Genomic DNA, 22,001 nt, shown 5'->3' with positions numbered 1-22,001 from the left:
TTCCTGAAATCCTCAAGGTTAACGTTCAGCCAGCGGCGCTGGCCGCTTCCTGCTTTTTACTGCCACTGCCATTGCTGATCTTGTCGAGCTCAAACATGACAAGATCGTATTCCCGAGATATATCGGCGAACATCGCCGTCATGGTCTGCTCAGCGGCAGCGTTGCCGAGGGCAGCATCCTCAAGATTCTGACAGATCGCACCGAGACGGCCGGCGCCGATGTTGAAGCTCATGGATTTCAGTGCATGGGCCAGCCGCCCGATTTCACCCGCCTTGTCATGTTCCACCGCATGAGACAATTCAGCATAGAGCCCCGATGCATTGACCTTGTAGAGGGCACGCAACTGCTGGAGCATCACTTCAAACCCGTCGCCGGCAATATCGCGCAGGTTCTGCAACATGGCAGGATCGAACACACCGTCCTGCAACACGGGAGACGTTTCCTCCGGTGTTTGTGCCGATGTTCCTTCATCAGCCGCCAGGTCTCCGCTTTCAGTGCCCTGCCCGTGCCAAGCCTGCTTCTCAAGCCAGTTTGACAGACAATCGGTTAGATCGCCGATGGTAAACGGCTTGACCATGATGGCGTCCATGCCGGCGGCATCGGCACGGGTTTCAATGGTTTCTGCCTTGTGGGCTGTCAGCGCGACAATGGGCGCAGGCGCGGTACCGGCATCGCTTTCCTGCTGCCGGATCCTGCGGGTTGCTTCAAACCCGTCCATCTCCGGCATGCTGCAATCCATGAAGATCAAATCGAATTCATTATCAGACGCCAGCTTGATGGCATCGAAACCATTGTCGGCAACGACCGGCTCGATGGCAAAGCGCGACAAGGCCAGCAAGGCCACCTCCCGGTTAACGGCGTTGTCGTCGACCAGCAGCACCCTGGCATCAGAATAGGCAGTATGATGGGAAGCCTCCGGCTTTGAGCGATAGAGCTCTGCCCCAAGAGCCTTGCCCTGGGCAACCCGTGTGGCGGTTTGAAGAATCTGGGGCGTTGAGACAGGAAGCAGGATGGCATCCTGCACCGTACCTGCAGCAACCAGTTTCTCCATCATTGCATCTTCAAGCGCACCGATGGCAACCAGCGTTGCATCAGGTGGCAGGGAGGGCAGTTCGGTAATGAGCGCTGGCAGGGTATAAATCAGTTCGGCATGCTGAATATCGCGTTCCGTGACATCGCCAGGGCTTACAGCGGTTACCGTGTGCCCGACACGGCGCAGGCCATCAACGATGACACGGCGGCTGGCCGTGGGCGGCAGAATGACCATTGCCGGTTTTTCCCCAGCGGCACTATCCTTGACCGGCAAAGCTGCCAAAGCCGCCACGGGAAGGGTAAAGTGGAAGCTTGAGCCCTCACCTTCCTTGCTATCGACTCCGATCTTGCCTCCCATTGCCTCGACCAGTTGACGGCAGATTGCCAGACCCAGGCCGGTTCCGCCGAACTTGCGGGTGGTCGTCTGATCGGCCTGGCTGAAACTGTCGAATATCTGGGCAGCGTTTTGGGGTGGGATGCCGATGCCCGTATCGGTGACGGCAAAGCGAAGAAAGGCGCCTTCCTTGGTCTGTTCACCCTTTACGCTGATCGTCACCGCGCCCTTTTCAGTGAATTTCAGCGCGTTGTTGGTCAGGTTGGTCAGAATCTGGTGAAGCCGCGTTGGATCACCGATAACCTCTTCGGGAACGTTTGCGTCCACCTGGCCGCAGATATCCAGCCCCTTGTCGCTCGCCGGCTTGAAAAACAGGTCGAGCGCGTCTTTCACCAGGCCGTGCGTGGAAACGGGGATTTTCTCCAGGTCAAGCTTGCCGGCCTGGATTTTCGAAAGGTCCAGGATGTCGTTGATGATTGCCAGCAGGCTGCGCCCGGAACGTGCGATAATATCCGCATAGCGCTGGTGACGCGCATCAAGACCGGCCGAGGCCAGCAATTCGGAACTGACCAGCATCGAATTCATCGGTGTCCTGATTTCATGGCTCATGGTGGCCAGAAACTCGGACTTGGCAGCGTTGGCGCGGTCGGCTTCTTCCTTGGCTTCGGCAAGATCGCGGGTGCGTTCCTCAACCCTTGCTTCCAGGGTTTCCTGATATTCCATCAATTGCCGGTTGCGGGTTTCGATGTCCTCAAGCATTCGGTTGAAGGACTGCGCCAGCAGTCTGATCTCGCCCTTGCCCGCTTCGGACGCCCGGGCGGTATAGTCCGACTCGCGGCCCAATCGGGTCATCAACTGCGACAGGTTGAATATCGGCAGGGTCAGGTGGCGAATGACGATGCGGCTGGCGGCTGTCGCCAAAAGGGCGAGCAACAGGGAAAGCAGCAGGTTGTAGCCAATGTTGAAGAAAAAAGCGCTGCGGACGTTCGATATGTCGGCAAGCAGGCGCACCGTACCAACCTCTTGACCGCCATGGATCACATCGTCGCTGACCCACACATCGTCGGAAATCAGAAACCCCGAAAAATCGCCTTGAGGCAGTTCGCCGCTGCGGCGTTCCAACAGGGTATCGAAACCCATTTCGGCAAAAGCGTCTCCGTTCCTGTCCAGCACTTCTGCAAAGCGGAACGATTCAAGCCGCGATATGCTCGTAAGGGCCTGTTGGACCTGGCGCCGGTCACCTTTTGCAAGCGGCTCGGAAACCGTGGACCCGAACACCACAGCCGTGTCACGCAGCACCGAGACCTGTTGGTCAAACTCTCTGCGGAACTCCAGCCAGGTAAAGGTACCGGATGTAAGGACAACCGACGTGAAGATAATCAGCCCCGCCGCCCAGGAAAGCCGGTTGCCGAGCTTTTCGCTGTTTTTGAGTGTGAATTCCGCTGTGGACATGGGGACCCTCGAATGCGCCACCACCGAAATGTCGCATGCAAACCGTAAGAAATGGTGAACAAACGGTTGCGCCGGAACAGTGGTCCGAGGTCTTGAGAGTCAGCGCATCAGATGTGCTGAGGCATTGGGGCCAACGCCGTTGGGGACCGGAATGTCCGACTTGGCGTAGTCGGAGTTGATCTGAACGTTGGGGCCCACACCGATTTCTATTCTGTTGGCGATGATAGCCGTCCAGTTGGATGCAAGTCCCAACCGGCTTTCCTTGTCGATGAACAGTTTTCCGTTGGCAAGGTAAATCGTGCCTTCGAACCGCTCGGCATCCTTGCTCTTGATCTGGAACAGCCGGTTTTTGGATGTATTGCGATCTTCAAAAAACAAAATGCCCGCCAGAGCGCCGGACTTTGGCGCAGTCAGATGAACCTGGGTGGAAGTACCAAAGTGGAAGGTGGATGACTCACCCACAAGCGAGATGCCGACATATTTGCCGATCATGGAAGCGTCACCCTCAACAATCAACGGACCGTCCTTGATGGTATAGGTGCCAGGCAGCAGAACCACCTGCGCCAGCCCCCCAATATCGATGCCGCCGCAATAGGTGCCCGGCGATAGGGTGACAACGCCGGCGGTAACCTTCAGATTGTGGGCCTTGCAGTTGCCGGGCTTGGGTTGCTTGCGGCTTGCAAGAGGATCAGTCAATTGGGGGCTGTCGGTGATCGGGCGAGGGTCAAAGGCTTCGAGCGGACCGTCATAACCGCCGCTCGAATAAGAGCTTTCGGCAGAAAGGGACGCGCCCTTGACCAGGGAAATCCCGTCGCTGGATTTTGAGTTCGAGTAGACCGAGCAACCATCCGCATTCACGGAGGATTTACCGGAAAGCGACAGGGCGCCGCTGGAAGACGGATCCAGGGCCACAACGCAGATGCTCTCCTTGCCGGTCAGCTTTGCCGTGGCATTGACCTTCAGCGGCAAGGCATCTGGCTTGATGAAATGGAGCAGCATGGGCGTCCAGTAATACGCCATGGAAACGGTGAGTTCCCTGTCGGCGGAAGCGCTTGCGCCAACGGTGACCGAGCCGTCACCATCTGCAAGACTCAGTTTTCCGAAAACTGTGGTGTTGGCATAGTTTTTGGCTACGTTCTCGGCCGTTTTCCTTGACGTGCCTGCAATGGCGAGTTCCTTGACGCCAACCAGTGCAGCGCCGTCGGCCACTTCCTGCAGCGCACCTTCTGCGTGCTGCATCATGGTATAGTCCACCGCACCGCCGGTCACGAGCATCAACGGCACCGCGGCAATTCCAAGGGTGGTGGCAAAGTTGCCCCGCCGGCAATTCAAGAAAGACCTGAGAAATTTAAACACTTCCAGCCGCCTGTTTTGAATGTCAGGCGGAAATCTAGCGAAAAAACGTTAAGGAACCGGCAATTTCAGCCGCTGCATATGGGGAAGTTGGAAAGGAATTCTTAACCCGAAACCCCTTAACCGGCAGCCCTGCTTCCGGCCAGTCCGTCCAGCCAGTCAGGGTCCATCTCGGGAACCGACGACAACAGAAGCTCGGTGTAATCGGGGTGGGGCGGGGAGAGAATCTCGCTTTTCGGCCCCTGCTCAACCACCTTGCCCTGGAACATCACGACGATCTCGTCGGAAATCGCCTTAACCGTCGCGATGTCATGGGTAATGAAAAGATAGGTGATGTTGAACTCCTTCTGCAGGCGCAGCAGGAGCTTCAGGATGCCTTCCTGGACGATCTGGTCCAGTGCCGAGGTAACCTCGTCGCAAATGATCAGTTCAGGCTCGGCAGCAAGCGCCCTGGCGATGCATATGCGCTGCTTCTGGCCGCCCGAGAGTTCGCCCGGCAGGCGGTCGATGAAAGTCTCGTCGAGCTCAATCAGGTTGAGCAGTTCGATCACCCGCTTTTCAACATCCTTGCCGCGTTTGCCGAGATAAAATTCAACGGGGCGGCCAATGATTTCGCCAACGGTCTGGCGCGGGTTCATGGCGGTATCGGCCATCTGGTAGATCATCTGGATTCGGCGCAACTGGTCACGATTGCGGTCCTTCAGGGCGCCCGGCAAGGGTTCGCCATTGAACAGCACTTCGCCTGCTGATGGTGGCAACAGCCCGGTGATGACCCGTGCTGTTGTCGACTTGCCCGATCCGGACTCGCCGACGACCGCAACGGTGCGGCCACGCGGTATCTTGATGGATACATCATGCAACACCTTGACCGTGCCGCCATAGGCCGCATCGACATTCTTGATCTCAAGCGCAATGTCGTTGGAAATATCTTCCGGTTTTTCGATCGACCGGACCGCCCACAGGGATTTGGTGTAGGGCATTTCCGGCTTTGTCAGCATTTTGCGGGTTTCAGCCTGTTCAACTTCCTCACCGTACCGCAGCACCTTGATGAAGTCGGCCATCTGGGCCACGACCGCAAGATCGTGGGTGATGTAGATGGCTGCCGTATTGAACTGCTCGACGATGTTGCGCATCGCCATCAACACCTCGACCTGGGTGGTCACATCAAGGGCGGTTGTCGGCTCATCGAAAATGATCAAGTCCGGGCGCGGGGACATGGCCATGGCGGTCATCACGCGCTGCAACTGCCCGCCTGAAACCTGGTGCGGGTATCGCTCGCCAATGGTATCGGGCGATGGCAATTGCAGGGCTTCATACAGCTCGATCGCGTCGGAGCGGGCCTTGTCACTGGGCTGCACATTGTGGCCAATGGTGGCTTCGACCGTCTGGTCAATCAGCCGGTGTGCCGGGTTGAAGGCTGCCGCTGCAGATTGCGCCACATAGGCAATGCGGGAGCCCCAAAGCCTGCGCTTTTCAGCTTCACTGGCTTTTACCAGATCGATCCCGTCGAACTTTATGGAGCCGCCCACGAGCTTGCAGCCCGGCTGGGTATAGCCCATGGCGGCCTTCCCCAGGGTGGATTTGCCGGCTCCCGATTCGCCGATCAGACCCATTACCTCGCCGCGGCGCAGGGTCAGGTCCACACCCTTGATGATTTCGTGCCAGCGTTCGTCGGAGAAGCCGTCGATGCGGATGTCCCGCATCTCCACCAGGATATCGCCCTTTTTACTGGCCTTGGTCTTCTTGCCGGCGGTCTTGGTCTTAGTGGTCATCGCGCAATCCACTTGTCTTGTGCAGGAACCAGTCAACAACGAAGTTGACGGCAATGGTCAGCAAGGCGATGGCTGCAGCAGGCAGCAGGGGCGTTAACGCCGCCGTCATGTCATACTGGGCAAATTGAATGAGGGAAGCGTTGTCGCGCACCATCGAACCCCAGTCGGCGGTTGGCGGCTGAATGCCCACACCAAGGAAGGAAAGCGCGGCAATCGTGAGGAAGACGAAGCAGAACCGCAAACCGAATTCGGCCACCAGCGGCGGCATGATGTTGGGCAGGATTTCCCTGCGCATGACCCAGCCCAGGCCCTCGCCGCGCAACCGTGCCGCCTCGACATAGTCCATCACCACCACATTGACGGCGACCGACCGGGTAAGGCGGAAAACCCGGGTTGAATCGAGCACGGCGATAATGCCGATCAGGCTCCAGACCGTGGAGCCAAAGATCGACAGCAGCATCAGGGCGAAAATCAGGCTGGGAATGGCCATGAGAACGTCAACTGCCCGGCTGATCAACTGATCGAGCCAGGAACGGTTGATCGCAGCCATCAGACCGAGCCCGCCGCCAATCAGGAACGAAAGAAAGGTGGTGACGAGCGCAATACCCATCGTGTTGCGGGCGCCGTAGATCAGCCGGGAGAATACGTCACGGCCAATCTGATCGGTGCCGAACACATGTTCGCTGCCCCATGGCGCATAGGGAACCGGGAATACCGCTGCCTCTCCATAAGGCGCGATGATCGGTGCAAACAGGGCCACGAAACAGTAGATGAAGATAACGATCAAGCCGAACCAGGCGGTGAGCGGTGCCTTTTTCAACTCGATCCAGATGCGCTCCAGCCGGGTGCGGCGCTTGCGCACCGCGCCAACTTCCGCCGCCGCCGAATAACCCTCTCCGGCAGGCTCCGCAGAGAGCTGGAACGACTCTTCCTGTGCATCGGAAGCGGCAAACTCGTCTTTTGGTGTGTTCTTGCCACTCATCGCGGATGCAAAAGCCTCGGATTGGTTACGATGCCGATGATATCGGCGATCAGGTTCAAAATGATGTAGGTTGCCGCAAAAATCAGGGCGCAGGCCTGAACGACCGGTATGTCGCGCGTGGTCACCGCATCGACCATCAACTGGCCGATACCCGGATAGACAAAGACCACTTCAACCACCACGACGCCAACAACGAGATAAGCAAGGTTGAAAGCAATAACGGTCGCAATCGGCGCCCAGGCATTGGGCAGGGCGTGCCTGAGGATGACCTGTGATGCGGAAACACCTTTCAGCTTGGCCATCTCGATATAGGGGCTCGCCAACAAGGCGATAATGGCTGCGCGCGTCATGCGCATCATATGGGCCACAATCACCAGGGTGAGCGTCAGGGCGGGAAGCGAGGCCCGGTAAACGCGCTCCCAAAACGGCGTGTCGGCAGTCACGTTTGCCAGCGAGGGAAACCATGGATTGAGCGAGGCAAGCAGCAGGATCAGGATATAGGCAACGAAGAATTCCGGGGTGGAAATCGTCGTCAGCGTCGCTGCATTGACGAAACGGTCATAGAGGGAATTGCGGTAGAGCGCAGCGGTAATTCCCAGGAACAGCGCCAGGGGCACGGAAATGACGGCCGCATAGCCGGCGAGGAAAAGCGTGTTCCAAAGCCGCGGCGCCACCAGATCGACCACTTCGCGGGAACGATCAACACCGGAAGCAGCCCGGCCGGAAAAGGATGTTCCAAAATCGCCCTGCACCGCAGAAGTGATCCAGTCGACATAGCGCAGCCATGCCGGCTTATCCAGGCCAAGCTCCTTGCGGAAGGCTGCGACGGTGTCTTCCGTAGCGGCCTGGCCAAGGACCGCTTCACCGAAATCACCGGGCAGAAGTTCTATCGATGAAAAAATGATGAGGGAGACAAAGAACAGGGTAACAAAACCCAGCGCCAACCGCTGCAAGACCGTCACCAAGACAGGATGCACGCCATTCCTCCCGATTATGTTTACGCCCCTTTCCGGCACTGCTGAAACAGCTTGCCAAGTCCAAGGGCGCCTCCTCCGTTTCGTAAGGTAGACAGCCAACTTGCCCGATGTAAAGGGCTTTTGGAAAGGTTGTGGATATGTGGACACATGCGTCCAGTAACGCCCGCAAATTTTGGAAGCGTCATAAAGATGTTCAAATAACGACATAAACTGGCAGCAGGCTGGAGCGTATCATCCAGGGTTCTGGCGTACAAACAGTCGTGACCGGGTGGAGTTGGTTGCATCTCAACATCCGGCCAGCGCCGGGAGGAAACGGCCCGCACAACCAGCCCGACCTTGACGAAACGCACGGAATTGGCTGGGATGTCAGGAACGTTCGGTGTTTGGCAGGCGATGTTTGCCCTACCGGATCAATGGTGAATGTCACAAGGAGGAAACACCATATGAAGAAGCAAACCTATCTAAAACGGCAGGCTGCCATGCTGACGGCAGGTCAGATCGACCGGCGCCAGTTCATCATGGGCGCTTTGGCTGCCGGGGTTGTTCTGCCATCGGCAATGACCATGGCAGACCATGCCATGGCGATGACAGCCAACAAGGGCGGCCATCTGAAAATCGGTAAAGGCCATGGCTCGACGACCGACTCGCTGGACCCCGGCACCTATGAAAACGGCTTCATGACCGCGACCGGCTATGTGTACGGAAACCACCTTACCGAGGTCGGCGAAGACGGCAAGTTGCGTCCCGAGCTGGCCGAAAGCATTGACGCATCGGACGATGCGACCATGTGGACTTTCAACCTGCGCCCTGGCGTGGAATTTCACAACGGCAAGTCCCTGACCGGCGAGGATGTGGTTGCTTCCTTCAATCATCACCGCGGTGAAGATTCAAAGTCGGCGGCCAAAGGACTGTTGACGGCGATCAAGGATATCAAGGCAGACGGAAACAGCGTGACCTTTACACTGGATGCGCCGAACGCCGACTTCCCCTACATCGCCAGCGACTATCACCTGGTGATCATGCCTTCAGAGGACGGCAAGATCGACCCGACCTCGGGCATCGGCACCGGCGGATACATCATCGAGAATTTCGAACCCGGTGTACGCGTCGTTGCCAAGCGCAATCCGAACTATTTCAAGGAAAACGCAGCCCATGCCGACAGTATCGAGATGATCTCGCTGCTCGACGTGACCGCCCGCCAGAATGCGCTGATGAACGGCGAGGTGCATGCGATCGACCGCGTCGATCCCAAGACCGTGTCGCTTCTCGCCCGCAATCCGAATGTCGCAATTCTGGAGAAAACGGGTACGCTGCATTACACGTTCCCGATGCGCGTAACGGCGGCGCCGTTCGACAATTACGATCTGCGCATGGCGCTCAAGCTTGCCGTCAACCGCCAGGAACTTGTCGACAAAATCCTGCTCGGCCACGGTGCCCTCGGCAACGACACGCCGATTTCTCCGGCAACCAGCTTCCATGCAGAATTGCCGCAGCGTGAGTTCGACGCCGACAAGGCCGCAGAACACTACAAGAAATCGGGTCACAGCGGAACGATCCAGCTTTCTGCTTCCGACGCCGCCTTTGCAGGCGCTGTCGATGCAGCCCAGCTCATCGCTGCGTCCGCCAAACAGGCCGGCATCGACATCGAAGTGGTTCGTGAGCCGAAAGACGGCTATTGGTCCAATGTGTGGAACAAGAAACCCTGGTGTGCCTGCTACTGGGGCGGCCGCCCGACCTCGGACTGGATGTATGCTTCGGCCTACGTCAACGACACCGAGTGGAACGATACGGACTGGCGTACCGGCGAAGCCTGCGACCGCTTCAACGAACTGGTCAAGCAGGCCCGCGCCGAACTCGATGAGTCAAAGCGTGCTGCCATGTACAAGGAAACGCAGGAAATCCTGCGCGACGATGGCGGAGCGCTTATCCCGATGTTCGCCAACCATATCATGGGCCTTTCCAAACAGGTCGGTCACAGCGAAAACGTGGCCGCCAACTGGGAGATGGATGGCAACAAGGCTCACGAGCGCTGGTGGCTCAACGCCTGATCATTCCATCGGCAAGAATATCGGGAGGCGGCGCAGGAATGCGCCGCCTTTTGCTTGAGGTGAAGAACCTCAGGTCAGCCCAGGCCGAAAACCATGGTCGGGGGACTTGCTGAAATTCGCACCCAATGGGCTGGCAGGTCGAATGTCTACATGGTCGCATCGTCCGTTGCGTCGATGCTTTCGGCCAGTTCGGGACGCAACCTGCCGTCTTCGCCATGGCATGGTCTGCCATGGTCATTGCCGATGGCAGAACAACCCCGACAGCCAAAGCGCCCCTGATCAGTACACTGAACTGAAGACAATCTGGATTGACCTTTCAGATCCGGCTTCCGCAGACAAGGTGTCATGAGCGAAGCAATTGAAACCACGCGGGAAAACCTTGGCAAGGTCCGCCGCGGCGGGCGCGGTGCACGGCGTGAATGCTGCGTGGCACTGGTTCTCGCACACCAGCACACTACCCAGCTTTCCACGGACGTGCTGGAAGCGATTTTCGGCAATGTGGGAACACTCATGGTGTTTCGAGTCGGTGCCACGGATGCTGGACTGCTCGCCAATCAACTGGCGGCAGATATCCCCACGCCCCGTGATCTCATAAATCTGCCCAACTACCGGATGTTCGTGAAGCTGATGATCGAGGGGCGACAGAGCAAGCCGTTTTCGGCGAAGACTATTGCGCCACTGATACCCAGGCACATTTGATAATTGTGCACAATCAGCTAACTTTAACCTCGTGGTTGTGCATTTGGGTGGGGATGTGACGCATGGGATGGAGAGGAACCTTACGATCAGTCAATGCCGCCATGCGCGCGGCGGAGCGAGAGGCGCAGCGGCGATACAAACAAGAGCAAAAAGAAGCAATTGCCGCTGATGCCGCCCAAGCAGTGGATGATTGGGAAGAGCACATCCGCAACTTAGTCACTATCCACACCAGCCTCTCCGACACCGTTGATTGGCACTCAGTCGCTCACCTGGGCGAACCCCAGAAACCAAACAAGTGTACGCGCCATAGGGAGAAACTTGCTCCGGCGATGAAGAACTTCAAACCCCACTTTTTCGACAAACTATTTGGCGGCACCGAAAAGCGAAAACAAAAGCTCATCAACTCCTTTTTGCAGGCAAAAGAGCGCGATACAGAAGAGGATCAAAAAGCGCTCGAAAAATACCGCAGTGATTACGCCGAGTGGGTAAGCGACAACGCCATGGCGCGAAAACTACTAGCGGGTGATCCTGAAGCGATGAAGGAAGTCGTCGCTGAAATGCAGTCGCTGTCAGCGGAAGACAGGATTGGCTCATATATTGAATTCAGATTTGCACAGGGAATAGTCCACGCAATTGCCGAGGTTCACACCGATGAGGTGGTACCCGATTTTCGCCGGAAGCAACTGGCGAGCGGCAGGCTGTCAGAAACGAAAATGCCGGTAGGCGAGTTTAACGAACTGTATCAAGACTACGTTGCGAGCGTTGCCCTTAAGGTGGCTGGAGATTTGTTTCAGATTTTGCCGCTTGGTGAGGTGCACGTCACCTGTCGAACGAACATGCTGGATAGCCAAACGGGTCATATGAGACCCACCCCAATACTCTCGGTGAAATTTGTTCGTGAGACGTTTGCCAGCCTCAATCTGGAACACATAGACCCATCTGATTCACTGCGGAACTTTGTTCACCAGATGGATTTCAAACGCACCAAAGGCTTTGAAGCAATCCAACCAATCCTGCCAATTACATAGACAAGTCAGGCTTGAAGTTTGGCGCTCTCAGGCTGCGGGATTTCAAATACCGGTTAGGCTCACCACCAATAACCAGTGGAAAACCTATCACTAAGGTGAGCCTGGAACGAGTCCAGGATTGTCACCGAAATCCGCTAAGTCCTTGAAAAAATTGGCGCACCCGAAGAGATTCGAACTCCTGACCCCCAGATTCGTAGTCTGGTGCTCTATCCAGCTGAGCTACGGGTGCGCTGGGTCCTGAAACCGCTGTGTCAGGGAACGGACCTTGGGTCCATCATCCATGCCAAACGCCGGATGTCAGGACCGGCGAACAGGTAAAGGCAATGGCAGCGAAAAGCAAGCTTGGATTCAGCAAATTTCGATCCCGAACCCGCCGGCTCCCGGAGCTTCATACGCCGCTTGGTCCCGGCAGCGGGCCGCACGAGCGGACACCCGCACCGACCCGTGCGGGACTACCGGTCTTGCGTTGCAGCCGGGTTGCCGCCGGCCGGCAGATCAATACGAAAAACCGATCCGCCTGCGCCTGTTTCTTCAAGCGCAATCGAGCCGCCATGGCCGCGCACCAGTTCCTGGGCGATGGCGAGGCCGAGCCCGGTACCGCCGGCCTTGGCAGAGCTCTGAAAAGCGTTAAACAGCGTTTCGCGGACCTCCACCGGGATGCCGGGACCGGTGTCGGTGATGCGGATGGAGGTACCTTCCGGCGCTTCGGCGGCCGTTACTTCCAGTGACAGAGAGCGGCCATCCTGCGGCAGGGATTCCATCGCCTGTACCGAATTGCGGCACAAATTGAGAATGGCACGAAACAGGTTTTCCCGGTCACATCGAAGCTGCAGTTGCTGCGGAACCAGATTGCGCCATTCGATGTGGGCGGATTTTTCCACAGACAGGGTCTCGCCAACCTCCTCCACCAGGGCATGAAGGCTGTGGTCCTGAAGGTCGGGCGCACGTTCAACCGCCTTGCCGTAGGCAAGCACCGATCTTGTGTATTCCACGGCCCGGTCAATGGTCCTGACGAGTTTGGGGGCAAGGCGCTGAACCGTGGGATCGGCAACGCCGGTCAGCCGGTCGGAAAACAGATAGGCAGAGGCCAGGATATTGCGCAGATCATGATTGATCTTGGAAACGGCCAGGCCGAGTTCTGCAAGGTGTTGTTTCTGGCGCAGGGTTGCCTGAAGATCCTTCTGCAAGGAGGAGAGACGGGCCTCGGCAATGCCGATCTCGTCTTTTCGTCCGGTCGGGCGATAGACCAGCGCCGCCTCTTCCGGATGCCTTGAAAACGCATCCATGTTGGAGGAAATACGGATGATCGGCCGGACAATCAGCCAATAGAGCGCCAGGAAGACAAGCCCGGCAGTGATCAGGGAGATGACCAGCGAGATGAGCAGAATGTTGCGCGCGTAGTTGAGCATTGCATCGCGCAGATAGCTGTCCATCTGGACCAGTTCGATGACTGCATCGCCCGACTTCATCGGCCCGGAAACATGGTAGACACGGTCACCGCCAAACAACAGCGTCGAAAGGGCCGAACGCAGCGTGTTCATCGGTTGCATCGTTCCAAGCGTGATGCGCTCCGTGACAGGGCCTGGCGCAGGACCGGAAGCCATCAGCCTGTTGACAGCGCCTTCGCGAATGGAAACCTGAAGCGACTGGGTTGCCTTCAACAGGTATTTCTGCGCCTGCGGCGACAGCATGATGTCGCTTTCGTCAAGATAGACGATGGAGGCCGCCTCGGCGGTATCAAGATGGTTCTGCAGCCAGACATTGCGGAAATTCGCCACCGAGGGAACGAAGATCAGCACTTCGGCAATCATCACGAAGATGACCGTCAGCACCAGAAGGCGGCCTGAAAGGCCACGGGCAACGCTCTGCCGGAAATGACGTCCGCGAACGGTATCATGCCCGCCTTGCTGCGGAACATCGGTTTTGTTCTTGGCTTCGGGTTTTTCGAGCATCGCCTATCCGAACTTGCGCAAGAAGCCTATCAGGCTTCTGACGAAGGGCTTGCGGGTCATGGGAGCAAAATAGGTGATTGCCGCCCTTTTCCCAATCTCTGCCATGGTAGGATAGGGCGGAATGTAACCGGCCACATCCTTGACTTTCATTTTCTGCGATATCGCCAGCGCCCACATGTTGATCATTTCTCCGGCGCCGGTGCCGGCAATGCCGACCCCCAAGATGCGGCCCTTGCGGTCCGTAATCATTTTTATCATGCCGGCTGTCTTGCCTTCTGCAATGGCGCGATCGTTCTCATGATAGGGCCAGCGCAGCACGTGGATATCCTTGTATTGTTTACGGGCCTCTTCCTCGGTCAATCCGACATTGGCAAGCTCGGGGTCGGTATAGGTTGCCCAGGGGATGATGCGGTTGTCCGGCTTTGCCGTCAGCCGGAACAGGATGCCGCGAATGACGAGGCCGGCGTGATAACCGGCAACATGGGTGAATTGAAGGCCGCCTGCCACATCGCCAATGGCATAGACGCGCCGGTTGGACGTGCGCAGGTCCGCCTTTACCTCGATGCCCTTGCGGTCATGGCGAATGCCTGCCTCTTCAAGGCCTAGGCCCTCCACATTGACGGCGCGGCCGGTGGCGATCAGCAGGTCCGTGCCATCCACACTACCCTCTTTGCCATCAAGCTTGTAGTGAACCCGCACGCCGTTCTTTCCACGGCGGGCAACGCGGCTCACCATTGCCTCTTCCACTATCTCAAGACCCTCGCCACGCAGCTTTTCCAGAACGATGGCGGAAAGTTCCGGGTCGTCCTTGCCGAGCGCCTTCAGGCCCTCGATGACGGTGACTTTGGAGCCAAGACGCAGATGGGCCTGGGCCATTTCCATGCCGATCGGCCCGCCACCGATGACAATGAGGTGGCCAGGGCGCCGGGTGTTGTCGAACAGGGTTTCGTTGGTGAAATAGTCCACTGCATCGAGACCGGGAATGGGTGGCACGAAGGCAGATGAACCGGTGGCGACAACGAACCGCCGTGCCTTGATCGTGTATTCGCCGGCCTCAATGGTACGCGGATCCGTGAAGCGGCCGGGGGCCTCAATCACCTTCACGCCAAGGGCGGTGAACCGCTCCACGGAATCGTTTGGCGCAATGGCGGCGATGGCCGACTTGATATGCTGATTGACCTTGCGAAATTCCACCTTGGGTTTGCCGGCAAAGACCCCGAACCGGGCGGACTCTTCAATCGCATGGGCGTGCTTGCCGGCTGCAAGGATGGCCTTTGAGGGCACACACCCGTAGTTGAGGCAATCGCCGCCCATCTTGCCTTTTTCGATCAGCACGACTTCAACCCCGAACGAGGCAGCGGCAGCAGCTACGGTCAACCCGCCTGAACCGGCGCCTATAACACAAATGTCGGGGGTAAGTGTTTCAGTCATGACAGTCCTTCCAGAACGCTACAGCGATCACGCCATCAGGCGGCGGCGCTTTATTGCCGTTTGCCCCGCAGTTTTTTGACGACCACCGGCAACAGGGAAATGATGCCGAGCGCCACCATGGCGATAATCACGTCGCCGGTAATCAGCGAGGCGGGATCGATTTCGCAGGTTCCCTGCGCCGCGCAGCCGGGATTAGCCCGTTCCTGCGCCATGATGACGCTGTCGAGGCCCGAGCCGATATAGGAATAGGCAAGGGTGCCCGGAATGATGCCGATAAACGTCGCCAGCACATAAGGCGCCAGCCGCATCTTCAGCAGTGCCGGCACGATGTTTATAACCCAAAAGGGAAACACCGGCGTGAGACGCAGGGTCAGCAGATAAAGAAAGCTGTCCTCCTGAAACCCCTTGCGCATTTTCTCGACAAACCGGCCGGTGCGCTTTTCCAGTGTGTCGCCGAAAGAGGATCTGGCAACCTCGAAGATAATCGCCGCCCCAAGCGTGGCGCCGACAACGGTCGCCATGCCGCCAACAAGGCCGCCAAACAAGAAACCTGCCGCGATGGTCAGAAGCGAGGCACCCGGAAAGGAGATCGCCACCAGACCGGCATAAAGAAGAATGAAACCGGCAATGCCCAGAATGAAGTTCCTGCTGACGAAATCGCCCAGTGCTTCGCGGTGCATGATGATTGAGGAAAGAGAGATGTAGTCGAACAGCCCGGCAAACCATGCACCTCCCAGCAGGGCAGCGATTACCCCGACCGGCAGCCATTTACGCACGGAAGAAGGGCCGGCAGGGCCGGCTTCGCTCCCGCCATGGCCGGAGGCCGGGCTATCTGTCTTTGAGTTAGGTTCCGTGGAAGCCATCATCTCTCGCCATTGTGGTGTTCATAACATTCAACCTATGCGTGCTCCATGGCATTTGTGCTATTTTGTGTGGTTATGCTTAAAATAGTCCGCCTGAACACACCGGGTGGCGTTAAATCACCGTAAATCAGCGCGGATGCAAGGCTTCACGCCCATTCTCACTGCCATTTGACGTTGCCGTTACCTGCCATCACGGCGGCGTTACCGCTGCACAAATCCGTTGGCTGCGTAGGGTCGAGTTCGATTGACTTTCGCCCGGACTGACACTATAAGCCGCGCAACTTCGGAAATCTGCAAGCCATGCTGCGCAAAACAGCGATGGACAACCGGCCAGGTGCCGGGATTTCCGCTCCCGGAACGACAAACAAACCGAGGCCTGCCAGCGGGCAGGAAGAAGCGATGAAACGGACCTTTCAACCCAGTAAACTGGTGCGCAAGCGCCGCCACGGATTCCGCTCACGCATGGCAACCACCGGCGGCCGCAAGGTTGTCGCCTCACGCCGTGCCAAAGGCCGCAAGCGGCTGAGTGCCTGACGCCGAGCGGCGTTAACAGTGCTGCGGACAAACACGCAGACAAGTTTTAAGCCCGGCCCGTCCGGGCTTTTTGCTGGAAGAAGCGGTGACATCTGAACATCAACATCCCAGGCTTTTGCCAACCGTTCGCAAACGGGCCCGTTTTATCGCAAACCGGCGCTCGCCAAAAACCGTGCTGGAAAGCTGCACCCTGCTGGGCAACATAAAGCCATGCGAGGACGAAGACGGGCTGCAAGCCGGCTATACGGTAACTGCCAAGACGGGAAATGCCGTCGAGCGCAACCGCATGAAGCGCAGGCTGCGCCACGCAGTGGCAGCGGCGGCAGACAATGCAAAGCGTGAAATGCCTGGTCCGCAAAAGGCGATCTGCGGCGAGATTATTCTCATTGCACGGCGCCGTGCCTTGGACATTTCCCATCAGGCAATGGTTTTAGAACTGACAAAAGGCATTGACCGCCTGCTGTCAAAAAGCAAAAAGGCTGCAACGAGCAGCCAGAAGGCCCCGCGGCCCGCCAACGGATAATATCATGGACAGCCAGAACAAGAACACGATCCTTGCAATCGCGCTTTCAGTCCTGGTGCTGATTGCCTGGCAATTCCTCTATGTCAGCCCGAAGCTGGATGCCGAACGCAAGGCCGCAGAACTGGAAGCCCAGCGCCAGCAGGTTGAGCAGAGTCAGGCAAGCCAGAAGGATGAAACGGCTGGCAGTGAGAACATATCGGATGCGGGCGATCTGCCCAATGCCGGCACCTCCGGGGACATTCCTGCCGTTAATCCTGCCGATGGCGCTGTTCCGGGCGTATCGGCCACCACGCGGCAGGCAGCAATCGCCAATTCAGCCCGCATTGCCTTCGAAAACGATCACATCATCGGGTCGATCAATCTGAAAGCCGGGCGGATCGACGATCTGCGACTGAAGGATTACCACCTGACCATCGACAAGACGAGCCCGCTGGTCACCCTGCTCTCTCCCTCTCAGACATCGGAAGGTTATTTTGCCGAGTTCGGTTTTGTCGGATCGGCTGAATCGGGTGATGTACCGGGACCGGAAACCGAATGGCAGGTTTCCGGAAACGACAAACTCTCTCCCGGCAACCCGGTCGTGCTTGAATGGCGCAATGCAAAGAACGTCACCTTCCGCCGTACCATCAGCCTTGACGATATCTTTCTGTTCACGATCGAGGATACGATTGAGAACAATTCCGGCAATGCGATTTCCCTTTCGCCCTATGCCCGGGTTACCCGTTTCGGCACGCCCCAGACGGCCAACATCTTTGTGCTGCATGAAGGGCTCATTGGCGTCTTCGGCGAGGATGGCCTGCAGGAAGTCGACTATTCCGACGTAAAGGACGACAAACAGGTATTGAGCGAGACCCATGAACGTGGCTGGCTCGGCATTACCGACAAATACTGGGCGACGGCGCTTATTCCAGATGGCAGCTTCAAGCCGCGCTTTGCCTATTTCGATTCCGGCCGCGAGCGTTATCAGGCCGACTATCTTGGTGAAACGCTGACCGTCAATGCGGGCGGCACACAGCAGGTCGGGCACCGTTTCTTCGGTGGCGCGAAGAAAACCGAAGTGGTCGACGCCTATCAGGAGTCGGAGAACATCGAGAGCTTCGATCTGATGATCGACTGGGGCTGGTTTTATTTCATCACCAAGCCGCTCTTCAAGCTGATGAACTGGCTCTACCACCAGGTCGGGAATTTCGGCGTTGCCATCCTGCTGACGACAGTGGTCATCAAGGCAGTCCTGTTTCCGCTGGCCAACATGTCCTACGCCTCGATGGCGAAGATGAAAAAAGTCCAGCCGGAGATGGAAAAGATCAAGGCCAAGGCAGGCGATGACCGGCTGAAGATGCAGCAAGAGATGATGGCGCTCTACAAGCGGGAGAAGATCAATCCGGCGGCGGGCTGCTGGCCGATGCTGATCCAGATCCCGGTTTTCTTTGCACTCTACAAGGTCATCTACGTGACCATCGAGATGCGCCATGCACCCTTCTTCGGCTGGATTCAGGATCTTTCGGCGCCTGACCCGACCTCAATCCTCAACCTGTTCGGCCTGTTGCCCTTTGAAAGCCCGGCCATTCTGGCGATCCTTGCCATCGGCATCTGGCCGCTGATCATGGGCATTACGATGTTCCTGCAGATGCAGATGAACCCCGCCCCGCCAGATCCAACCCAGGCGATGATCTTCAAATGGATGCCGATTGTCTTCACCTTCATGCTGGCGACGTTCCCGGCCGGTCTGGTCATCTACTGGGCCTGGAACAATACCCTGTCGATTGCCCAGCAGGGTGTGATCATGCGAAAGCACGGCGTCAAGATCGAGCTATGGGACAATCTGAAAAGCATGTTCAACCGCCAGAAGGGCGACACACCCAGCAAATAGCCTGGGCATGATCGTGATTGCGGTTTAGACTTGGTACTTGAAAGCCCCAATTTCAGGAGTGTCCTGCCAATGAACCAGTAACGCTCGGCCCCATACCCTTCCCTGCCAGTTCAAAAGCCGGCATTGATCGCGGTTGGCCGCTTTTCATCTTTCGTGAAATGCAAGCGTTGCGGAGTTCCCAAATGCACGGACCTGACCCGAATACTCTCTACCCCCTGGAAGGCTTTGCCAGAACGGCATTCCTGAAAAACTTCATCACCCGTTCCAACATCGAGGTTGGCGACTACACCTATTACGACGACCCGCACGGCGCCGAACGGTTCGAGGACCGCAATGTGCTGTATCACTATGACTTTTATGGCGATCGGCTGATTATCGGGAAATTCACGGCCATTGCGACAGGGGCAACCTTCCTGATGAACGGTGCCAACCATGCCATGGGCGGTTTTTCCACCTATCCATTCAACATTTTTGGTGGTGGATGGGAAAAAGGCTTCGACCCGCGAGCCTGGGTTTCCCAGAGCCGCGGCGACACAGTCATCGGCAATGACGTGTGGATGGGCCGGGAATGCCTTGTCATGCCGGGCGTTACCATCGGGGACGGGGCAATTGTTGCAGCGCGCTCGGTTGTCGTTTCCGACATTCCGGCCTACGCCATTGCAGGCGGCAATCCTGCGAGGGTGCTCAAATTGCGGTTTGACAAAACCGGCATCGCCCGGCTGCTTGACCTGGCGTGGTGGCATTGGCCCGCTGACAAAATTTCGGCAGCCATTGACGCCATCCGGGGCGCAGATATTGATGCACTGCAGAAAGCCGCACCAGCAAAGGGCGACACCAACGATGGCGGAAGATAAACAAGCAGCGGCCAATGCTGCTCCAGCTGCCGTATCCCGGGCGGCGTCTGGTGCCGTGCCCGGCCCCGATCCGGTCCTTGCCGAGAAGGGCCGGCAGCTTTTCGCCAGGCCCTGGGTCTTCATTCGCGGCGTACCGTCAATGCCCTTCCTGCCACCGGAAGGCCCGGCGGAAATTGCCTTTGCGGGACGTTCCAATGTGGGAAAGTCCTCGTTGATCAATGCCCTTCTCGGCCAGAAGGGGCTGGCCCGCACCTCGAACACGCCGGGCCGCACCCAGGAGCTGAATTTCTTCGTTCCCGACGGTTACAGCGGCGAAGCGGGCGATCTGCCGCCACTGGCACTCGTCGACATGCCGGGATACGGCTTTGCCAAGGCGCCCAAGGCGCAGGTCGAACAATGGACGAAACTGGTTTTCGACTATCTGCGCGGCCGGGCGACGTTAAAGCGCGTATTCGTGCTGATCGATGCGCGCCATGGCATCAAGAAGAACGATGAAGAGGTCATGGCGCTGCTCGACAAGGCGGCCGTTTCCTACCAGGTGGTGCTGACCAAGACCGACAAGATCAAGCCACCTGCCGTTGCCAGGCTGGAGGCGGAGACCCTTCAAGCGCTCAAGCGCCATCCCGCCGCCTACCCCGAAATCATCGCGACCTCATCGGAAAAGAAAACAGGACTTGGCGAATTTTATGCGGCGATAGCGGGATTGCTCTAGGCTATATCGGCATTCAGAGCTTTTGCGGCGCCCCGACCGCTACCACCGGGCCCTGGGCAATGCCTGTGGGCGAACCACCCTTCTGCTCAATGGAAACGGCAAGCAGGCCGCCTTTTTCAAGAACGCCAGCATGTTCGGGCGCCAGCACCACCGCCGATTTGCCCTCACTGATGACGCCAAGCGACACGGTCTGTTTATCCGGCTCAACCAGCCACAGTTCAAAGTCCTTGCCTGCCTGGGCGTCGCCAGAGACCAGCGTCATGCGCATTTCGTCAGAACCTTCCTCATGGACGGCCAGAAAACGGTAATCGGTATCGCCCGATTCAAGCGAAACCACCAGGATCGGCTGACTGCGTTCGGCCATTTCGGCCAATTCCGCTTGCGCGGTTTCAAGCCCTGACCGGGTCTGCGCCAGTTCGCTTTCCAATTCGGCAAGACGCCCGGCACGGGCTGCCAGTTCTCCTTCATAGGCCTTGAGATTTCGCTGGGCTTCGGCGGCGGATTTCTCCGCATCGATCAAGGCAATGCGGCTTTGGGAAACCTCGCCGGAAAGGCCGGCCGCCCAAAGGGCGAGCGCAACGGCAGCTGCCGTGCCGACGAGACTGAAACCGCGCCAGAAGGCAAGCGACTGCCACAGCCCGCCGCTGTTTTGACGGGCATCGGGAAACAGGCGCTTGTCGATGTGTTTTTTGATCGAGGCCGGGGGCTGCTGCGAACCATAGCCTTCATTAAGACCGTGCAGGCGGTTCTCCCACCGCTGCAGCGCCTGGGCAGCTTCGGGAGACGTCTTAACCAGCGCCTCGAAACGGCGGCGTTCATCAGCTTCCAGCACGCCGACAACGTATTCGGCGGCCAGCGCTTCCAGATCATCGCGGTCTTTTTCCTGCCGCTTAGCCATCGTCCAGACACTTCCTCAAACTGATGAGGCTGCGGCGCAGCCAGGTTCTCATCGTGTTCAGCGGTACCGAATAGCGGTCCGCCAGTTCCTGATAGCTGTAGCCTTCCATATAGGCGGAGACCACCGCTTCCGCCTTTTGGGGTTCCAACTCCTCAAGGCAGTTATCAATGCGTTCGCGTTCACTGGCCGCAACGGCGGCCTGCTCGGGGTCAGGCTCCGGGCTCGACAATTCCTGATGATCGTCGAGATCATCATGGAGACGTTTTTGCGCACGGATGGTGTCAATGGCATGGTTGCGCGCAATCGCATACAGCCATGCCATCGGCGCCTGACTGCCGGAGCGAAACCCGTCCGCCTTTTGCCACACCTTTACAAACACTTCCTGCAAAGCGTCCTCAGCCATGCTCCGGTCTCTCAGAATACGGATCAGCACGGCGAAAAGTTTCGGGCTTGCCGCAGCATAGAGCGTGTCAAAGGCGGCGCGGTCAGCCAGCGCGACGCGGGACAACAGTTCGTGCAAATCCGGTGCATTGGGTTCGTTCGGCAATTCAGCTTCCCATATCGGTGGCAAACCGCCGCGAGCGCCCCGGGCACCGGCAACCGATTGCTATTTCAAACATAGACGGTAAACAGGACCAAAACTAGGGCTGCGGCAAGCCCAGGCAAGGGCCGAACCAGCTAGAGCGC

Annotated in this window: 18 protein-coding genes and 1 tRNA gene; 8 read left to right on the top strand and 11 right to left on the bottom strand. The window is 57.8% G+C overall.

The window, feature by feature from the left end; genetic code table 11:
* Positions 1 to 25: 25 nt before the first annotated feature.
* From BVL55_RS01705 to BVL55_RS01685, 5 genes are all read right to left on the bottom strand, one after another.
* Positions 26 to 2,818: an ATP-binding protein gene (locus tag BVL55_RS01705; RefSeq protein WP_075995454.1), complete on the bottom strand. Its 2,793-nt coding sequence runs from the start codon at positions 2,816 to 2,818 to the stop codon at positions 26 to 28.
* 99 nt (positions 2,819 to 2,917) lie between these two features.
* Positions 2,918 to 4,093: a hypothetical protein gene (locus BVL55_RS01700; RefSeq protein ID WP_156892378.1), complete on the bottom strand. Its 1,176-nt coding sequence runs from the start codon at positions 4,091 to 4,093 to the stop codon at positions 2,918 to 2,920.
* A 197-nt stretch (positions 4,094 to 4,290) separates the two neighbouring features.
* Complete coding sequence (locus tag BVL55_RS01695) at positions 4,291 to 5,943, bottom strand: ABC transporter ATP-binding protein (RefSeq protein WP_075995452.1); 1,653 nt, start codon at positions 5,941 to 5,943, stop codon at positions 4,291 to 4,293.
* A complete protein-coding gene (locus BVL55_RS01690; protein WP_083649307.1) occupies positions 5,933 to 6,925 on the bottom strand; it encodes an ABC transporter permease in 993 nt (330 codons plus the stop codon). The genes BVL55_RS01695 and BVL55_RS01690 overlap by 11 nt, the downstream gene beginning before the upstream one ends.
* Positions 6,922 to 7,902, bottom strand: a complete 981-nt coding sequence (locus BVL55_RS01685; RefSeq protein ID WP_075995451.1) for an ABC transporter permease — start codon at positions 7,900 to 7,902, stop codon at positions 6,922 to 6,924. The genes BVL55_RS01690 and BVL55_RS01685 overlap by 4 nt, the downstream gene beginning before the upstream one ends.
* Positions 7,903 to 8,345: 443 nt before the next feature.
* On the opposite strand from BVL55_RS01685, the gene BVL55_RS01680 reads away from it, so the two are divergent.
* From BVL55_RS01680 to BVL55_RS01670, 3 genes are all read left to right on the top strand, one after another.
* On the top strand, positions 8,346 to 9,950 hold the full coding sequence (locus BVL55_RS01680; protein ID WP_075995450.1) for an ABC transporter substrate-binding protein: 1,605 nt from the start codon (positions 8,346 to 8,348) through the stop codon (positions 9,948 to 9,950).
* Between the two features lie 345 nt (positions 9,951 to 10,295).
* Positions 10,296 to 10,649: a hypothetical protein gene (locus tag BVL55_RS01675; RefSeq protein ID WP_075995449.1), complete on the top strand. Its 354-nt coding sequence runs from the start codon at positions 10,296 to 10,298 to the stop codon at positions 10,647 to 10,649.
* 101 nt (positions 10,650 to 10,750) lie between these two features.
* On the top strand, positions 10,751 to 11,677 hold the full coding sequence (locus BVL55_RS01670) for a hypothetical protein (RefSeq protein ID WP_244530560.1): 927 nt from the start codon (positions 10,751 to 10,753) through the stop codon (positions 11,675 to 11,677).
* A 152-nt stretch (positions 11,678 to 11,829) separates the two neighbouring features.
* Here BVL55_RS01670 and BVL55_RS01665 read toward each other — a convergent pair.
* The 4 genes from BVL55_RS01665 to BVL55_RS01650 all read right to left on the bottom strand — a co-directional run bounded on the left by BVL55_RS01665 (position 11,830) and on the right by BVL55_RS01650 (position 15,923).
* A tRNA-Arg gene (locus tag BVL55_RS01665) sits at positions 11,830 to 11,906 on the bottom strand.
* 223 nt (positions 11,907 to 12,129) lie between these two features.
* Positions 12,130 to 13,629 (bottom strand): ATP-binding protein, encoded by a 1,500-nt coding sequence (locus tag BVL55_RS01660; protein ID WP_083649306.1) that lies wholly within the window; start codon positions 13,627 to 13,629, stop codon positions 12,130 to 12,132.
* Between the two features lie 3 nt (positions 13,630 to 13,632).
* The gene (locus BVL55_RS01655; RefSeq protein ID WP_075995447.1) at positions 13,633 to 15,060 is read right to left on the bottom strand and encodes a dihydrolipoyl dehydrogenase family protein; all 1,428 of its coding nucleotides are present in this window, start codon (positions 15,058 to 15,060) and stop codon (positions 13,633 to 13,635) included.
* A gap of 50 nt (positions 15,061 to 15,110) precedes the next feature.
* Positions 15,111 to 15,923: a TVP38/TMEM64 family protein gene (locus BVL55_RS01650; protein ID WP_156892587.1), complete on the bottom strand. Its 813-nt coding sequence runs from the start codon at positions 15,921 to 15,923 to the stop codon at positions 15,111 to 15,113.
* Positions 15,924 to 16,322: 399 nt separating this feature from the next.
* On the opposite strand from BVL55_RS01650, the gene rpmH reads away from it, so the two are divergent.
* The 5 genes from rpmH to yihA all read left to right on the top strand — a co-directional run bounded on the left by rpmH (position 16,323) and on the right by yihA (position 20,416).
* Positions 16,323 to 16,457, top strand: coding sequence for a 50S ribosomal protein L34 (gene rpmH, locus BVL55_RS01645; protein WP_075997813.1), 135 nt, complete (start codon positions 16,323 to 16,325; stop codon positions 16,455 to 16,457).
* A gap of 85 nt (positions 16,458 to 16,542) precedes the next feature.
* The gene (locus tag BVL55_RS16910) at positions 16,543 to 16,980 is read left to right on the top strand and encodes a ribonuclease P protein component (RefSeq protein ID WP_244530559.1); all 438 of its coding nucleotides are present in this window, start codon (positions 16,543 to 16,545) and stop codon (positions 16,978 to 16,980) included.
* A gap of 4 nt (positions 16,981 to 16,984) precedes the next feature.
* Complete coding sequence (yidC, locus tag BVL55_RS01635; RefSeq protein WP_075995445.1) at positions 16,985 to 18,850, top strand: membrane protein insertase YidC; 1,866 nt, start codon at positions 16,985 to 16,987, stop codon at positions 18,848 to 18,850.
* A gap of 182 nt (positions 18,851 to 19,032) precedes the next feature.
* Complete coding sequence (locus tag BVL55_RS01630; RefSeq protein WP_075995444.1) at positions 19,033 to 19,704, top strand: CatB-related O-acetyltransferase; 672 nt, start codon at positions 19,033 to 19,035, stop codon at positions 19,702 to 19,704.
* Positions 19,691 to 20,416: a ribosome biogenesis GTP-binding protein YihA/YsxC gene (gene yihA, locus BVL55_RS01625; protein WP_083649305.1), complete on the top strand. Its 726-nt coding sequence runs from the start codon at positions 19,691 to 19,693 to the stop codon at positions 20,414 to 20,416. The genes BVL55_RS01630 and yihA overlap by 14 nt, the downstream gene beginning before the upstream one ends.
* Positions 20,417 to 20,429: 13 nt before the next feature.
* Here the strand turns inward: yihA and BVL55_RS01620 are convergent, their stop codons facing one another.
* Positions 20,430 to 21,314: an anti-sigma factor gene (locus tag BVL55_RS01620; RefSeq protein ID WP_075995442.1), complete on the bottom strand. Its 885-nt coding sequence runs from the start codon at positions 21,312 to 21,314 to the stop codon at positions 20,430 to 20,432.
* The gene (locus tag BVL55_RS01615; protein WP_075995441.1) at positions 21,307 to 21,861 is read right to left on the bottom strand and encodes a sigma-70 family RNA polymerase sigma factor; all 555 of its coding nucleotides are present in this window, start codon (positions 21,859 to 21,861) and stop codon (positions 21,307 to 21,309) included. The genes BVL55_RS01620 and BVL55_RS01615 overlap by 8 nt, the downstream gene beginning before the upstream one ends.
* Positions 21,862 to 22,001 lie beyond the last annotated feature (140 nt).

The sequence above is a fragment of the Salaquimonas pukyongi genome, assembly GCF_001953055.1.
GTDB lineage: Bacteria > Pseudomonadota > Alphaproteobacteria > Rhizobiales > Rhizobiaceae > Salaquimonas > Salaquimonas pukyongi.
This window is presented reverse-complemented; position numbering and strand designations above follow the sequence as displayed.

What these genes read in the sequence shown, in the direction of transcription:
- BVL55_RS01705 (WP_075995454.1), bottom strand. Translation starts at nt 2,818, where the DNA reads ATGTCCACAGCGGAATTCACACTCAAAAACAGCGAAAAGCTCGGCAAC.
- BVL55_RS01700 (WP_156892378.1), bottom strand. Translation starts at nt 4,093, where the DNA reads ATGCTCGTGACCGGCGGTGCGGTGGACTATACCATGATGCAGCACGCA.
- BVL55_RS01695 (WP_075995452.1), bottom strand. Translation starts at nt 5,943, where the DNA reads ATGACCACTAAGACCAAGACCGCCGGCAAGAAGACCAAGGCCAGTAAA.
- BVL55_RS01690 (WP_083649307.1), bottom strand. Translation starts at nt 6,925, where the DNA reads ATGAGTGGCAAGAACACACCAAAAGACGAGTTTGCCGCTTCCGATGCA.
- BVL55_RS01680 (WP_075995450.1), top strand. Translation starts at nt 8,346, where the DNA reads ATGAAGAAGCAAACCTATCTAAAACGGCAGGCTGCCATGCTGACGGCA.
- BVL55_RS01675 (WP_075995449.1), top strand. Translation starts at nt 10,296, where the DNA reads ATGAGCGAAGCAATTGAAACCACGCGGGAAAACCTTGGCAAGGTCCGC.
- BVL55_RS01670 (WP_244530560.1), top strand. Translation starts at nt 10,751, where the DNA reads ATGCGCGCGGCGGAGCGAGAGGCGCAGCGGCGATACAAACAAGAGCAA.
- BVL55_RS01660 (WP_083649306.1), bottom strand. Translation starts at nt 13,629, where the DNA reads ATGCTCGAAAAACCCGAAGCCAAGAACAAAACCGATGTTCCGCAGCAA.
- BVL55_RS01655 (WP_075995447.1), bottom strand. Translation starts at nt 15,060, where the DNA reads ATGACTGAAACACTTACCCCCGACATTTGTGTTATAGGCGCCGGTTCA.
- BVL55_RS01650 (WP_156892587.1), bottom strand. Translation starts at nt 15,923, where the DNA reads ATGGCTTCCACGGAACCTAACTCAAAGACAGATAGCCCGGCCTCCGGC.
- rpmH (WP_075997813.1), top strand. Translation starts at nt 16,323, where the DNA reads ATGAAACGGACCTTTCAACCCAGTAAACTGGTGCGCAAGCGCCGCCAC.
- yidC (WP_075995445.1), top strand. Translation starts at nt 16,985, where the DNA reads ATGGACAGCCAGAACAAGAACACGATCCTTGCAATCGCGCTTTCAGTC.
- BVL55_RS01630 (WP_075995444.1), top strand. Translation starts at nt 19,033, where the DNA reads ATGCACGGACCTGACCCGAATACTCTCTACCCCCTGGAAGGCTTTGCC.
- yihA (WP_083649305.1), top strand. Translation starts at nt 19,691, where the DNA reads ATGGCGGAAGATAAACAAGCAGCGGCCAATGCTGCTCCAGCTGCCGTA.
- BVL55_RS01620 (WP_075995442.1), bottom strand. Translation starts at nt 21,314, where the DNA reads ATGGCTAAGCGGCAGGAAAAAGACCGCGATGATCTGGAAGCGCTGGCC.